Source organism: Bacillus sp. FJAT-27231 (genome assembly GCF_001183975.1).
Classification (GTDB): Bacteria; Bacillota; Bacilli; order Bacillales; family Domibacillaceae; genus Pseudobacillus; species Pseudobacillus wudalianchiensis.
The window spans coordinates 3,862,398-3,876,131 of sequence record NZ_LFZU01000001.1; the positions used below are offsets into that span (position 1 = coordinate 3,862,398).

General features: G+C 43.9%; 14 protein-coding genes. 1 reads left to right on the plus strand and 13 read right to left on the minus strand.

Annotated features, from left to right (window positions below; translation table 11 throughout):
* Positions 1-13 precede the first annotated feature (13 nt).
* The 4 genes from rpiB to AC623_RS18525 form a co-directional block, all read right to left on the minus strand.
* Positions 14-454, minus strand: coding sequence for a ribose 5-phosphate isomerase B (gene rpiB, locus AC623_RS18510; RefSeq protein WP_049665301.1), 441 nt, complete (start codon positions 452-454; stop codon positions 14-16).
* Between the two features lie 156 nt (positions 455-610).
* The gene (locus tag AC623_RS18515; RefSeq protein ID WP_049665302.1) at positions 611-1,900 is read right to left on the minus strand and encodes a methyl-accepting chemotaxis protein; all 1,290 of its coding nucleotides are present in this window, start codon (positions 1,898-1,900) and stop codon (positions 611-613) included.
* A complete protein-coding gene (locus tag AC623_RS18520) occupies positions 1,890-2,360 on the minus strand; it encodes a low molecular weight protein arginine phosphatase (protein WP_082174482.1) in 471 nt (156 codons plus the stop codon). Before AC623_RS18520 ends, AC623_RS18515 begins: the two co-directional genes overlap by 11 nt.
* A gap of 87 nt (positions 2,361-2,447) precedes the next feature.
* Positions 2,448-2,999: a manganese efflux pump MntP gene (locus tag AC623_RS18525; RefSeq protein ID WP_049665308.1), complete on the minus strand. Its 552-nt coding sequence runs from the start codon at positions 2,997-2,999 to the stop codon at positions 2,448-2,450.
* Between the two features lie 221 nt (positions 3,000-3,220).
* On the opposite strand from AC623_RS18525, the gene AC623_RS18530 reads away from it, so the two are divergent.
* Complete coding sequence (locus AC623_RS18530) at positions 3,221-3,994, plus strand: DUF3891 family protein (protein ID WP_049665310.1); 774 nt, start codon at positions 3,221-3,223, stop codon at positions 3,992-3,994.
* A gap of 53 nt (positions 3,995-4,047) precedes the next feature.
* Here AC623_RS18530 and AC623_RS18535 read toward each other — a convergent pair whose 3' ends face one another.
* The 9 genes from AC623_RS18535 to AC623_RS18575 form a co-directional block, all read right to left on the minus strand.
* Positions 4,048-5,094 (minus strand): L-threonylcarbamoyladenylate synthase, encoded by a 1,047-nt coding sequence (locus AC623_RS18535; protein ID WP_197090994.1) that lies wholly within the window; start codon positions 5,092-5,094, stop codon positions 4,048-4,050.
* A 177-nt stretch (positions 5,095-5,271) separates the two neighbouring features.
* A complete protein-coding gene (gene spoIIR, locus AC623_RS18540; protein ID WP_049665317.1) occupies positions 5,272-5,946 on the minus strand; it encodes a stage II sporulation protein R in 675 nt (224 codons plus the stop codon).
* A 59-nt stretch (positions 5,947-6,005) separates the two neighbouring features.
* Positions 6,006-6,863, minus strand: coding sequence for a peptide chain release factor N(5)-glutamine methyltransferase (gene prmC, locus AC623_RS18545; protein ID WP_049665319.1), 858 nt, complete (start codon positions 6,861-6,863; stop codon positions 6,006-6,008).
* 1 nt (position 6,864) lies between these two features.
* Entirely contained in the window at positions 6,865-7,935 is a 1,071-nt protein-coding gene (gene prfA, locus AC623_RS18550) for a peptide chain release factor 1 (RefSeq protein ID WP_049665321.1), read from the minus strand.
* A 602-nt stretch (positions 7,936-8,537) separates the two neighbouring features.
* A complete protein-coding gene (locus AC623_RS18555) occupies positions 8,538-9,155 on the minus strand; it encodes a thymidine kinase (RefSeq protein ID WP_049665325.1) in 618 nt (205 codons plus the stop codon).
* A 102-nt stretch (positions 9,156-9,257) separates the two neighbouring features.
* Complete coding sequence (gene rpmE, locus AC623_RS18560; protein ID WP_049665327.1) at positions 9,258-9,464, minus strand: 50S ribosomal protein L31; 207 nt, start codon at positions 9,462-9,464, stop codon at positions 9,258-9,260.
* A gap of 136 nt (positions 9,465-9,600) precedes the next feature.
* Positions 9,601-10,884, minus strand: coding sequence for a transcription termination factor Rho (rho, locus tag AC623_RS18565; RefSeq protein WP_049665330.1), 1,284 nt, complete (start codon positions 10,882-10,884; stop codon positions 9,601-9,603).
* A gap of 482 nt (positions 10,885-11,366) precedes the next feature.
* A complete protein-coding gene (gene glpX, locus AC623_RS18570) occupies positions 11,367-12,332 on the minus strand; it encodes a class II fructose-bisphosphatase (protein ID WP_049665334.1) in 966 nt (321 codons plus the stop codon).
* Positions 12,333-12,438: 106 nt separating this feature from the next.
* Entirely contained in the window at positions 12,439-13,725 is a 1,287-nt protein-coding gene (locus AC623_RS18575; RefSeq protein ID WP_049665335.1) for a UDP-N-acetylglucosamine 1-carboxyvinyltransferase, read from the minus strand.
* Between the last annotated feature and the right edge of the window lie 9 nt (positions 13,726-13,734).

The window sequence follows — 13,734 nt, forward strand, 5'->3', positions numbered from 1 at the left end:
TCATCCCTCCAATTTAGTTTTCTTCGTATGCTTTAATTTTGTTGAGGCGGTTTTCATGACGGCCGCCCTCATAATCTGTTGTAAGCCATACCCTGGCAATTTCCCGAGCAAGACCTGGACCAATAACCCGCTCACCCATTGCTAGCATATTGCTGTTATTATGTTCTCTCGTTGCCTTTGCGCTAAAGACGTCATGAACGAGAGCACAGCGAATGCCTTTCACTTTGTTAGCCGCAATGCTCATGCCAATACCGGTACCGCATACCAAGATGCCGCGATCAAACTCACCGCTCGCTACCTTCTCTGCTACTGGCAGCGCATAATCTGGATAATCAACAGATGTCCCGCATTCACATCCAAAATCCTCATATTCCAAGCCGAGCTCGTCCATCAGGCTTTTTATTTCCTTCCTAATATTTACTCCGCCATGATCAGATGCAATAGCAATTTTCATGTTTGTAATCTCCTTTTGGCTTAACTGATGTTTCTTCTATTTTGTCACAGCCGAAGAAAAATGAAAAGGGGAAGGCATTAACAGAGCGCAGACAAAAACTCTTTTATACACTGTCAGGCAAGCACAAAGAAAGCAAACATTTGCCAACAGCCCAACTTAAAGCTGAAATTGTGTGATCGTTGACTTTAATTCTTCTGCTTGTTTCTTGAGCTGTATAGCCGCTTGTTCAATGTCATTCATCACTTTGGTCTGGTCTTTTGTAGCTTGTGTCACTTCAATCGCTCCAGCCGATGTTTCTTCTGCGATGGCCGCTACTTCTTCAGATTGATTAGACGTTTGTTGAATGCTGCCGAGCTGCTTGTCCACGAGTTTAGAGATGATTTGGACAGCTTCTGCTACCTCATGGATTTTTCCAGTCATTTGTTCAATGGCTGCGTTTGCTTCAGATCCTTTTTGAACTTCCTTGCCTACCGTCTGCACTTGAGAAGAAATTTTCTGAACTACTTGATCGACTTCCTGTTGAATATGCTGAATCAGCTCAGAAATACCGCTGACTGCCTTGGCACTCTCATCAGCTAATTTACGAACCTCTTCGGCAACGACAGCAAATCCTTTGCCATGTTCACCAGCGCGGGCTGCTTCAATAGAGGCATTTAGCGCCAACAAATTCGTTTGAGCGGCCATATCACCAACAAGCTGAATAATTTGTTCTACTTTACGCGCATTTGTTTCAAGTCGCTTGACTGCTTCAAGGGATTGTTCATTTTCTACTGATAATTTTTCCATTCCGGAGATCAATGATTGGAAAATCTCTTTATTCACTTGTAGGTCTGCCACCATTTCCTCCGCCTGGACAGCTGAAGCTTTCGCCTTTGTCTGTACTTCAGCAGCAAGGTGTGTAACATCTTCAATAGATTCAGCTGTTGATTGAATTGCAGCAGCCGAGTTTTCAGCTCCAGCAGAAATTTCATCCACCGTCCGGAATATTTCTTCAGCCCTTTGGGAAGCTTTTGTCGCTTCTGTAGAGATTTGCATCACGCTCTCATTCGTTAAAGAAAAGTTGTTATCAATGCTGTGTACCATTTCTCTTAAATTGCCAAGCATGTGGTTGAAAGCGATACCTAGTGAACGAATTTCATCTTCACTTTCAGGCAACTCTACATCCTCTTTAATATTCCCCTGTGCCGCTGCCAGTGTAGCTGTTTCCAATCGTTTTAGCGGTCTAACAAAATAACCGCCGGCAATATACGCAAGAATACCCGACCACATAATCCCTAATAGCAGTGTTATAATCGTAAATACGGTTTCATTCATCCAAGAAAAATAATTCGGATAAATATAATAGATAAAAAAACCACTCGTAGAATACGTAATAAGTGCTAACAGTGTAACGAGAACAACAAGTTTTTTCCTTAGCCCGAATTGTGTTTCGCTTCTATGCCTCATCATGGCCCCTTTCCGGAATGCCCTCTGTTCCATTTTGCATTTTTTTCAACACATGAGTGATTAATTCATCAAGCTCCTTATAAGTTTGACGATAATCCTCCAATGATCCCCCATACGGATCTATAATATCTTCCTGCTTTTCATGAACAAACTCTTTTAAAGTCCATAGCTTGTCCTGCGAATCTGGAAACGCAGAAGAAACGGCTTGCTTATGGCTATGCGTCATAGTAAAAATAACATCCGCCCATTTAACTATCTCAGGGGATATTCCTTGAGAAACGTGCTCTACCGAAATACCATTTTCTTGCAAAACCTGTATGGCATGCGCAGCAGCTGGACTTCCTGCCGCTGCATAAATCCCAGCAGAACGCACGTTCCATTCCTGCTTTTTATACTTCATAATTGCTTCCGCCATCGGACTCCTGCACGTGTTTCCTGTACATACAAATAATATGTTCAACTGTTCTCACCCTCCAGCTGTCTTCTTACTTTTTATTATATAAGATTTTTTCCAAAAGGGGGTAAAAAGCTCTATATATTTTTCCAATTAAAGAAAAAGAAGTTTTAGACCAAATGCCAGCAAAACACACCCGCCAAACGCTTCACTATAAGCTCCCAGCCAGTCTCCAACCTTTCTGCCTGCTAATAATCCGCCCCATGTTAAGCAAGCTGCGGTACCGCCGAACAACAAAAGGACAAGCAAAATCTCCGCTCCGTAGATTCCCAGCGTCAGGCCAACCGAAAAGCTGTCCAAACTAACAATTAAAGAGAACAGCATAAGCTTCCAGCCAACAGGAACCGATCTTTCCTCTTCTTTGTTCTGAAAAAAGGCAACGATCATTTGACTGCCTGCAATAATGAGCAGCAAACCCCCGATCAGAGAAGCAATAGCGCCGAATGTATCGGTCACAAATCGACCGGCGATGATACCAAGGAGCGGCAAGATAATATGAAAACTTCCGATAATGAGTCCAATATAAAAAATCCGCCTTAACCTAATTGGCACCACGCCAATTCCTAAGCTTGCTGAAAAAGCATCCATCCCTAACGCTAGAGCCAGCGTACTTAATGTAACCACTTCACCCATTTTTTGCTTCATTCCTTTCCTTGTTGGACGTGCCTCTTTCCAACATATGCAGGAAGGCTCCAATACTTTCTCGAATAGCCGTCAAATCAAAAAGCGAAAGCAGAAGCTCTCTTAGATTGCAGGAATACAAAAGGGGAATAAATAAATAAATAAATAATAGAAAGAAAGAACATTTCTCACACTTTAATCTAGTTGAAACTTGCCCCCTATTACCTTTGAAAGGATGAGTCCAAGTGATTGTAAGAGAACGCGAAAATGAATTTGTTTTGATTGAACAGGATCACCATGCCCGGGCATCCGGTGATATGATGGCTTATTGGAGAGATTCATTGTTCTTAGGAAAGGAATGGCGTCATTCGGTTAACTATGCCATTTCACAGCATGATTGTGGCTGGAAGCCATTCGATAAGGCACCCTTTTGGAATGATAAAAAACGAGCCCCTCACACATTTATGGACTTTCCCCTCTCTTCGAAGCTGGTGCTCTATAAACAGGGAATTGACCAAGTAGAAGAACGCGATCGTTACGCAGCTCTCTTATGCAGCGTGCACTTTTCCAGCTTTCTCACCCATGAGGCTGCAGAGGAAGCAAAGAAATTTGTCGCACAGGAAAAACAGCGGCAGGAACGGCTGATGGACTCTCTTGAAATATTGAATCAGTCCTTTCTTCCATTTCATTACGGACTGCTTCAGCTGGGGGATAACCTTTCTCTCTATATTTGCTTAAACGAACCAGGAACAACAAAGGAGAAAGAACATCCATTTTTCCGCAACGGCATTCCCCTCTCTCCAGCGCTCAATGAGATCAAAAAGGAGAAAATCCAACTTTATTGGAGGGACAACCAGACGATTGTCTTAGACACTTTTCCATTTAAAGAAGAGCTAACGGTCTCGATTAAGCAAAAGACTGTTTCAAAAGAAAGCATTGCTGCGAAAGGATTTCTTGAAAGCTATCAAAAAGCTGGCTTTCAGCATATGACTGTTCGTTTAACTACACAAAATAATTAAAAAAAGATTCCGGATTAGGCAGCCGCCGCTGCTAACCGGAATCTTTTTTAGCTCTATTTTTCATACAACCAACGATGGGCGGCTGCTTTTTCAAGGCGGTTCATAATCGCCAGCCCCACACCAGCAGCTGGAAAGGTCTCAGAATAAATGATATCCACATCTGTTTCGTTGAAAGCGCGCAGGACATCGTACAGAGAGTGAGCAACTGTTCTTAAATCCTGCCGGCTTCCGCATGGCAGAATGACATCCGCATCATAAAAAGAGAGATTTTCTTCTGTTGTTAACACGCCAACCTTCTTTCCTTGTTGACGCTGTTCATTTACATGTGACTGAATCCACTCCCGGCTTCCTTCTAATAAATAGACAGGAGCTTCTGGAGCATAATGCTTATATTTCATCCCGGGAGACTTCGGCTGCTGCTTTGCATCTTTCAATGCTGCATCAATGGCTGCTTCACCGACAACCGCTTCAATTTCTTCTTTTGTAATACCGCCCGGCCGCAAAATAATAGGGATATCACCTGTACAATCTACAACGGTTGATTCTACCCCGATCCCCGTCTCACCGCCGTCGATAATGCCTGCTATGATCCCATCTAAGTCATCTTGCACATGCTTAGCAGAAGTAGGGCTTGGTTTTCCCGAACGATTTGCACTTGGAGCAGCAATCGGTAAACCGGTCCTTTCAATGACAGCTAATGCTACAGGGTGATCCGGCATGCGAACGGCTACCGTCTCAAGCCCGGCAGTCACCACTTCTGATAGCCGATTGGGCTGCTTTTCTAGAATGACCGTTAGCGGGCCCGGCCAAAAAGCTTCCATGAGCTGCTCAGCTGTTTTCGATATATTGATTGCTACGTCTGCTACCTGTTGCTTCGAAGCAATATGGACAATTAACGGATTATCAGCCGGCCGGCCCTTTGCAGCGAATATTTTAGTAGCTGCCTCGTTCGATAGAGCATTCCCGCCTAGTCCATATACCGTCTCGGTTGGAAAAGCTACTACCTCATCTCGCCGTAAAAAATCAGCCGCTTCTTCAATTTGTGGATATGTGGCTAAAGAATCCACAACTTTATCCACATGCCAATATTTTGTCTGCATTTTTCTCACCTATCATTCACTTCTTCTTTTTTTATATAAGTTCTATGTTTTTTGTTAATAAATAAGATTATATTGGAAAGATATGCACAAATTCATACCCATTATCCACATTATGTGGATAACTTTAGAGAGTTTGTTTATAAGTCTGTGGGTAAATGTGGATAAATTTCTGAAAAATCAATCGTTATTGATTTTATCCACAAGGCGGAAAAGTTCTTTTTTCTCTTTCTTCTTTCCCTTAAAAAGTTCAACAATGGCCAGCTTCACTTCTGGAGCTTGTGGTTCACCCTCTGCATAAATAGGCTCTTTCTTTTGATTAGATTGATGATTCTCCTCTATTCCCGGACTGATAGCTGTTCCATTTGAAAAATCAAGAAAGCAAAGCGGCGGGTACAGGACACACCACCAGTTAGCACCATTTCCTTCCCCGATTGTAATCACAATTGCCTCATATTCACCAGCAGGATATAAAAACTGCCCGTACAGCTTCGTTGGAAACTTAGCTTGGCCAAACTTCACTTTAATACCTGTTTTAATCCCTTCCTGCTCCGCGCGCTTCATCGCAATCTTTTGAATTTCCGGCAGCTTGCTTTTCAAAAGCTGGCGGGCTTCCGGCATAGAATCCAGATCAGATACCCACTTTGTAATTTCTTTATTAACATCATCTCTAATCTTTCTTTTCAGTTCCTGATCAGCTTCCTTATCACTATTGGCAAGAATACGCAATCTAATAGCTTCTTTTGGAATGACGATTGTTTCTTCCGCCTCCGCTGCATGATCTGGAATATATAAACTTAAAATGGTAGCTGTTGATAGTATAAGTAAATAAATGCCTGCAATTAATCTATTCATTGTTTTCCCCTCCTGACAAACAGTTTGTCCAGAAAAGAAAAACTTAAACAATGAAACTATTAAATTTTTGCAAAAACCATTCGGTCTTTTCCATTAATATCATTTTTCACTTCAACGACTGCTTGTGGAAAAGCGCCTTGTAAAAGAGCAGATACAGCCTTTCCTTGGCCGGCTCCGATTTCAAAACCAATCAATGCTCGCGGATTTAACACATGAGGAAGCTGTTCACACAAGCGACGGTAAATATCCAGGCCATCTTCTCCGCCAAATAAAGCGAGCTCAGGCTCATGATCAACTACAACAGAGGATAATTCTTTCCTATCCGTTAATGGAATGTATGGGGGATTAGACAGAACAATATCTAGTTTTATCCCTCTTTCTATAAAAGGTCCAAGCAAATCCCCGTGCAAAAATTCGATGTCCGCGTGCAGTGCCTCACTATTCTGTTTCGCCGTGTTTAACGCTTTTTCTGACAAATCAGAGGCATACACCGTAAGATGCGGACGCTCTAGCTTCATTGTAATCGCAATCGCTCCGCTGCCTGTACCAATGTCCGCCATTTGCATTTCCTTTTTCTGATGAAAATGCTGAGAGAGACTTTCAAGCGTATGCCAAATAAGTTCCTCCGTTTCTGGACGAGGAATCAGCACGTCTCCATTTACCGCAAAATTCCTTCCATAAAACTCTTCTTGACCGATCATATGCTGGATGGGAACACCTTCTCCATGCCGGTTGACCATGTCCGTGAAGGCCTGTTGCTGCTGTTCTGTTAACTGCCCATGCATATTCGCCAACAGTTCTGAGCGAGTCATCTGGACAACATGCCGCAGCAACAATTCTCCTGCATTCTCATCCCGCTTTTGCTCTCTTAAAAAAGAAGAAGCCCATCGAAGGGCCTCATATATTTTTTGTGACATATTAGTCCTGCAGATTCTCAAGCTTAGAAGATTGCTCTTCCATGATGAGTGCATCAAGCACTTCATCAAGCTTGCCTTCTAAAATTTGATCAAGCTTTTGCAGCGTTAAACCGATGCGGTGGTCAGTCACACGGTTTTGCGGAAAGTTGTATGTTCGAATACGCTCGGAACGATCGCCCGAACCAACAGCTGACTTCCGCTGTGCATCATATTCCGCTTGAGCTTCCTGCTGGAATTTATCGTATATGCGAGCACGGAGAACTTTCATCGCTTTCTCTTTGTTCTTAATTTGTGATTTCTCATCCTGACACGAAACGACGATTCCTGTTGGCAAGTGAGTTAAACGCACAGCAGACATCGTTGTATTCACACTTTGCCCGCCCGGTCCACTCGAAGCGAAGGTATCCACTCGAATATCTTTTTCATGAATATCCACTTCTACATCTTCTGCTTCAGGGAGGCAGGCTACGGTAGCAGTAGATGTATGAATCCGGCCGCCTGATTCTGTTTCAGGAACACGCTGTACCCGATGAGCACCGTTTTCATATTTCATTTTGGAAAAAGCACCTTTTCCGTTAATCATAAAAATAATTTCTTTATAACCGCCTAATCCAGTGGAATTGGCTTCAATTACTTCTGTTTTCCACCCTTGCATTTCTGCATAGCGACTGTACATGCGATATAAATCACCAGCAAACAACGCCGCCTCATCCCCGCCTGCGGCTCCGCGAATTTCCATAATAACGTTCTTATCATCATTTGGATCTTTTGGGATCAAGAGAATTTTCAAGCGATCTTCTAGCTGCTCTAGCTGCTCTTCAAGATCACCGATTTCTTCTTTTACCATCTCACGCATATCGGCATCGAGCTTTTCATCAAGCATCGCCTTAGCCTCTTCGTACTGCTGCTTCGCTTCTTTATATTCACGATACACCATGACAGTTTCTTGAATGTCGGACTGTTCTTTTGAATAATCTCTCAGCTTGCTCGGGTTATTGACAATTTCCGGATCACTTAACAACTCATTTAACTTCTCGTAGCGATCTTCTACTGCTTGTAAACGGTCAAACATAGTGTCACCTCAAATTTCGTCCATAATGTTACTATTATAATATATCGAAAAAACCTGCACAACGTTAAAAGAAAAGCAGAAGGTGCTTGTTCAGCGGCGTATGGACTGGACCACTCCGTATGAGATAAAGGAAACACGAAGAGCGGAAGCGATTCGATGTTGACTTATCGCAAGAAGGAACAGGAAGTCCACTAGCCGCTAAGCACCTGCAGCTAGACAAAAAGAAAAGCGGAGGGCGCTCATCCAGCACGATAGCGGATTGGAGCTCTCGACGAGAAGTCGCTTTTCAGACTTCGACAGAGGGAGCGAAATCAGCGTACGTGCTAGCGTCCGCAGCTGGACAAAAGAAAATCGGAAGCGTCCTGATTGGCCCGATTGGAGGTTGGAGGGCTCGACAAGGAGGCGCTCTTTGACTCCGACAGAAAGACCGAAACTGTCGTACGGGCTTGGCCGCTGCAGCTAGACAAAGAAAATCGGAAGGCGTTTGCCTAGCATGACAAGAACCGCTATTATCTGGAATAAAGAGCGGCTTATCTGGAAAAAGCCTTGTTTTTTCCCATCAAAAAAGAGGGCATCCAGGAGATGCCCTCTTTAAATGTAACTTATTGGGTCTTTTCTGCAGCTGCTTCCTGTTTATGTACAGAGGTGAGCGGCACTTCGTGGTGATGGCGGCAACGTGCTTCATAGCTCTCGGCCGCTCCGACTAATATAATCGGATCATCATACCCGGCTGGCTGTCCATCAATTAGCCGCTGCGTCCGGCTAGCTGGTGATCCGCAAACGGTACAAACCGCTTGAAGCTTCGTGACGAGTTCAGCAATTGCCATAAGGGTCGGCATCGGGCCGAACGGCTCCCCGCGAAAATCTTGATCAAGACCGGCTACAATCACACGATGACCACGGTTAGCAAGCACCTGTGCCACAGAGACGATATCCTCATCAAAAAACTGAGCTTCATCAATGGCAACGATATCGATATCTGATGATACAGCAGCTAAAATAGCAGCTGATTCCGTAACGGGCACAGCAATCACAGCAGAGCCGTTATGAGAAACGACGGAGTCCTCGCTGTAACGGTTATCAATTTTCGGCTTAAACACCATAACACTTTGCTTAGCAAACTGTGCGCGCCTAACACGGCGGATCAATTCTTCAGATTTTCCGGAGAACATGCTGCCGCAAATCACTTCCACCCATCCGGTTTGTTTCATTACATACATAGGTAAGCCTCACTTTCAACATTCCTTCTTGCATACAGTCCCAAAAGGCAAAAAACAGGCAAGCAGTTATAGATAACTCCTTGCCTGTTTTTTATTTTCAACTTACTTATTCTTCATGCCGTATTTTTTGTTGAAGCGATCAACACGTCCGCCAGCATCAGCGAATTTTTGACGGCCAGTATAGAATGGATGGCATTCAGAGCAAACCTCTACGCGAATTTCTCCGTTCACGGAACCAGTTTCAAACTCGTTACCGCATGCACATTTCACCATTGCTTTTTTATAATCTGGATGAATAGCTGCTTTCATTCTTGTCATCTCCTTCCGCCCTGAATCATTCTGAAACAGAGTTGTCTATACGAAGTACGGTGTTATTACTCCGTACTTATAGGCTGAACACACTGGTATTATTATAACAAGTGTTTGTCCAAAAATCAAATACCAATTATAAAATTCGTTTAGATGAACCGCCCGCTTTAATTTCCTCTACTAATTGCTCAATAAAGTCCTCATTTGATTTTGTCTGGCGCAGGCGACGCAGGAATTTTTCAGCAAGATCCGGCGAATCAGACATCGTTTTGCGGATAGACCAAATCATATCAAGCTGTCCTTTTTCAATAAGAAGTTCTTCCTTACGCGTACCAGAACGTTTAATATCAATAGCTGGGAAAATACGACGTTCAGCAAGTGAACGGTCAAGGTGCAGCTCCATATTTCCTGTCCCTTTAAATTCTTCATAGATTACATCATCCATGCGCGAGCCAGTGTCAACCAGAGCGGTCGCCAAAATCGTTAAGCTGCCGCCTTCTTCAATATTACGCGCTGCTCCGAAAAAGCGCTTCGGACGGTGAAAAGCTGCTGGATCAATCCCTCCAGAAAGTGTCCGTCCACTCGGCGGGATCACGAGATTGTAAGCCCGGGCAAGCCGTGTAATACTATCCATTAAAATAATCACATCACGCTTATGTTCAACGAGGCGCATCGCACGCTCAAGCACAAGCTCTGCTACTTTAATATGATTTTCAGGCACTTCATCAAATGTCGAGCTAATCACTTCTGCCTGAACAGACCGCTCAATATCTGTTACTTCTTCTGGACGCTCATCAATAAGCAGTACGATCAACTCTGCTTCTGGATGATTAGCCGTAATAGAATTAGCAATTTCTTTTAATAAAATTGTTTTTCCTGCTTTCGGCGGTGCAACAATCAACCCCCGCTGCCCAAAGCCAACAGGTGAGATTAAGTCCATTATTCTTGTGGAAAGATTTTTTGGATTCGTTTCAAGCTTAATTTGGCGATCCGGATATAAAGGAGTCAGTGCTGGGAAGTGGACACGCTCTTTAGCAGATTCAGGATCATCTCCATTTACCGCTTCGACGTGCAGGAGGCCGTAGTAACGCTCATTTTCCTTTGGAGGGCGTACTTTACCCGATACTTTATCACCGTTTCTCAAGTCAAACCGGCGAATTTGTGAAGCAGAGATATAAATATCCTCAGAGCTTGGTGAGTAATTGATCGGTCTTAAAAAGCCAAAGCCTTCGGACTGAATAATCTCAAGAACTCCTTCCATGAAAAAGAAGCCCTGTTCCTCGGCACGCGCTTTTAAAATAGCAAAAATCAATTCTTTCTTCGTCAATTTGCTGTAATAGGAAATCTTATATGTGCGCGCTAGCTCATAAAGTTCCTTCAGTTTTAAATTCTCTAAATAAGAAATTGTTAGTTCTTCCATTTCCGCACCACACTTTTATTTAATTCTCATCCTACGAAATAAGATGAGCCATTCATTCTTCATCTAGTTATGCCTGATTGAGGCTTGTATATGAAGCTGGTCTGTAATGTAAGCAACGCTTTAAGATCGCTGTATTAAAGAACCAGTCTGCTTTTCTCTTGTCCAGCTGCAGCGGCCAGCCCGTACGGCGGTTTCGGTCTCTCTGTCAGAGTCAGAGAACGACTCCTTGTCGAGACCTCCAACCTCCTATCGGGCTAATCGGGACGCTTCCGCTTTTCGTTAAAATAATATCTATTGTAACCGCTTATGATAGTTGTGGCAATAATTGAATAAAAAAGAGGGAGTCTTGCATGGGTACATGATTTCCGAGCGTGATTGAGAGTGGCGTTGAAAAACAGCAAAAGCAGGCTGACGAGCCGGTTATCCCCGGCGCAGGCCCGCTCTATGCTGTTGAATATATTACATAAAAATTGTATCCCTTATTAAGGCTTCATAACCAAGTTTGGCTTCTTTTCTAAGCTATGACTGCCATCAATAAAGCGAACCGTACCAGATTTTGCTCTCATAACGACAGAATGGGTCTGTCCATGTGAACCTTTAAACTGAACACCGCGCAGCAATTCACCGTCTGTTACACCCGTTGCTGCAAAAATAGCATCATCACCGCGTACAAGGTCTTCCATACGAAGCACTTGTTTCACATCGATCCCCATTTTTTCACAACGTTTAATTTCAGCTTCATTTTGCGGCAGTAATCTTCCTTGAATTTCCCCGCCAAGGCATTTTAAAGCAACGGCTGAAATGACCCCCTCAGGAGCGCCTCCAGAACCGAACAAAATATCAACGCCTGTCTGGTCAAAAGCAGTATTGATGGCTGCTGCTACGTCACCGTCTTCGATTAATTTAATACGGGCACCTGCTTCACGGAGCTGAGCGATGATTTCTTCGTGGCGTGGACGGTTTAATACGGTTGCAACCACATCTTGAATGTCTTTGTTTTTCGCTTTTGCAACGGCCTTTAAATTATCAAGAACGGACGCATTAATATCGATTTGTCCGACCGCTTCAGGGCCTACTGCGATTTTATCCATATACATGTCCGGAGCGTGCAGGAGGTTGCCATGGTCTGCTACAGCAAGAACAGCTAGTGCATTCCATCCTCCTGATGCCACAATATTTGTACCTTCTAATGGATCAACTGCAATATCCACTAGCGGGCCATGACCTGTGCCGAGTTTTTCACCAATGTAGAGCATTGGCGCTTCATCCATTTCGCCTTCCCCGATGACAACTGTTCCTCTCATTGGAATCGTGTCGAACACATCACGCATAGCAGTAGTGGCGGCATCATCCGCTTCTATTTTCTGTCCTCTTCCCATCCAGCGTGCAGAAGATAAGGCGGCTGCTTCCGTTACACGGACAAGCTCCATTGATAAACTTCTTTCCATTTTATGTTTTCCTCCCGTATTAGAGCTACAATTTAAAAGTCTTATAAGTATAACCTATTTAACATATATATTGTAACACATTAGAGAGGAAATGAGGCGTAATAATTCAACCACTTTTGATTTGGCCAATATCTTCCTCTGAAAGGCCTTCGCGCCAAAGGTCTGCACCGAGAAGACGGAGCTTTTCCACGAGCATGCTGTATCCTCTATCAATATGCTCAAGCCCTGTTACTTCGGTTAATCCTTCTGCCATTAGGCCGGCGATGACAAGAGCAGCCCCTGCTCGCAAATCACTTGCTTTTACTTTCGCGCCCTGGAGCCGGACCGGACCGTTAATAACAGCCGATCGCCCTTCCACCTTCATGATGGCATTCATTCTTCTTAATTCATCAATATGCTTAAAGCGAGCCGAATAAATCGTATCTGTCACAATAGAAGAGCCTTCTGCTTTTGTTAACAGTGAAGTAAACGGCTGCTGCAGGTCTGTCGGGAATCCTGGATAGACAAGTGTTTTAACGTCTACCGCTTTCAATTTCTCTGCTTTGCCGACAAAAATTTTGTCATCCCCAATTTCTACTGGCACGTTCATTTCTCGCAGTTTAGCTGTCAACGACTCTAAATGAAGAGGAATCACATTATCAATCACAATGCCATCTCCTGCTGCTGCTGCTAAAATCATAAACGTTCCTGCTTCGATTCGATCCGGAATGATGGTATGACGACAGCCATCCAGCTTGTCCACACCTTCAATGCGAATGATATCTGTGCCGGCGCCTTTAATCTTGGCGCCCATGTTATTTAATAATGTAGCCACATCGATAATTTCAGGTTCTTTCGCGGCATTTTCAATCACCGTTTGCCCTTTTGCCTTCACGGCAGCTAGCATAATATTAATCGTGGCACCAACACTGACAACATCTAAGTAGATTCTTGCTCCCCGGAGCTCATTCGCTCGCAGGTAAATAGCTCCCTGCTCATTAGTTACCTCAGCTCCAAGCGCCTCAAATCCCTTAATATGCTGATCAATGGGCCGTGGTCCTAAATGGCAGCCCCCTGGCAAGCCGATGACCGCTTTTTTGAACTTCCCAAGCATCGCTCCCATTAAATAATAGGAAGCGCGAAGCTTTTTCACTTTGCCGTTTGGCAGAGGCATCGCCACCATGCTTGTCGGATCAACAACCATTTCGCCATCTCTAAAGGTGACTCTGCCTCCAATTTCCTCGAGCAGTCCTTTGAGTATATGAATATCGGAAATATCGGGCATCCCTTCAATTGTTACCGGAGATTCCGCTAAAATAGTAGCCGGCACTAAAGCAACTGCGCTATTTTTAGCTCCATCTACCTTAATCGTACCTCTTAGCGGACGACCTCCCACAATTTTCAGCTTTTCCATTTTCTGCTC

Bases quoted from the DNA above. Each gene is read 5' to 3' on its own strand.
- rpiB (WP_049665301.1), bottom strand. From the start codon at position 454: ATGAAAATTGCTATTGCATCTGATCATGGCGGAGTAAATATTAGGAAG.
- AC623_RS18515 (WP_049665302.1), bottom strand. From the start codon at position 1,900: ATGAGGCATAGAAGCGAAACACAATTCGGGCTAAGGAAAAAACTTGTT.
- AC623_RS18525 (WP_049665308.1), bottom strand. From the start codon at position 2,999: ATGAAGCAAAAAATGGGTGAAGTGGTTACATTAAGTACGCTGGCTCTA.
- AC623_RS18535 (WP_197090994.1), bottom strand. From the start codon at position 5,094: ATGCAGACAAAATATTGGCATGTGGATAAAGTTGTGGATTCTTTAGCC.
- spoIIR (WP_049665317.1), bottom strand. From the start codon at position 5,946: ATGAATAGATTAATTGCAGGCATTTATTTACTTATACTATCAACAGCT.
- prmC (WP_049665319.1), bottom strand. From the start codon at position 6,863: ATGTCACAAAAAATATATGAGGCCCTTCGATGGGCTTCTTCTTTTTTA.
- prfA (WP_049665321.1), bottom strand. From the start codon at position 7,935: ATGTTTGACCGTTTACAAGCAGTAGAAGATCGCTACGAGAAGTTAAAT.
- AC623_RS18555 (WP_049665325.1), bottom strand. From the start codon at position 9,155: ATGTATGTAATGAAACAAACCGGATGGGTGGAAGTGATTTGCGGCAGC.
- rpmE (WP_049665327.1), bottom strand. From the start codon at position 9,464: ATGAAAGCAGCTATTCATCCAGATTATAAAAAAGCAATGGTGAAATGT.
- rho (WP_049665330.1), bottom strand. From the start codon at position 10,884: ATGGAAGAACTAACAATTTCTTATTTAGAGAATTTAAAACTGAAGGAA.
- glpX (WP_049665334.1), bottom strand. From the start codon at position 12,332: ATGGAAAGAAGTTTATCAATGGAGCTTGTCCGTGTAACGGAAGCAGCC.
- AC623_RS18575 (WP_049665335.1), bottom strand. From the start codon at position 13,725: ATGGAAAAGCTGAAAATTGTGGGAGGTCGTCCGCTAAGAGGTACGATT.